This is a genomic window from Mesorhizobium sp. M0862, assembly GCF_040319795.1.
Classification (GTDB): Bacteria; Pseudomonadota; Alphaproteobacteria; order Rhizobiales; family Rhizobiaceae; genus Mesorhizobium.
On the sequence record NZ_JAMYOJ010000065.1, the window covers coordinates 1 to 556 of the forward strand.

At 62.2% G+C, this 556-nt stretch carries 1 protein-coding gene; it reads left to right on the top strand.

Annotation, left to right across the window (positions count from 1 at the left end):
- Positions 1 to 556, top strand: a 556-nt coding sequence (locus NKI15_RS31950) for an adenylate/guanylate cyclase domain-containing protein (RefSeq protein WP_352742665.1), incomplete at both ends; no start/stop codon positions are given.

Genomic DNA, 556 nt, shown 5'->3' on the forward strand with positions numbered 1-556 from the left:
ATGGAGCGAAGGCTTACCGCGATCCTTGCTGCCGACGTGGTCGGCTACAGCACGCTCATGGGCGAGGATGAGGTCGGCACGCTCGAACGACTGAAGGGTTGCCGTCGAGAACTGGTCGACCCCGCGATCAAGGAATTCCACGGTCGGATTATCAAGCTCATGGGAGACGGGGCGCTGGTCGAATTCGCCAGCGTCGTTGATGCTGTCCAATGCGCTGCCGCGATTCAGCGCCGGATGGCTGTCCGAGACCCGGGCACCTCCGACCCCCGCCACATCCGGTTTCGCATCGGCGTCAACCTCGGTGATGTCATCGTAGAGGAAAATGACATCTACGGCGATGGCGTCAACATCGCCGCGCGCCTCGAGGCTATGGCCGAGCCGGGGGGTGTATGTATCTCCGGAACCGCATTTGATCATGCCGTTCACAAGGTTGATGTCGGCTTTGCCAGTCTTGGCGAGCAGCGCCTCAAGAACATCGCCGATCCGGTTCGCGCCTATCGACTGCTGCTGGATCCCGCAGCATCGGGAAAGGTCACGGCCGCGCCACACCGGCCGA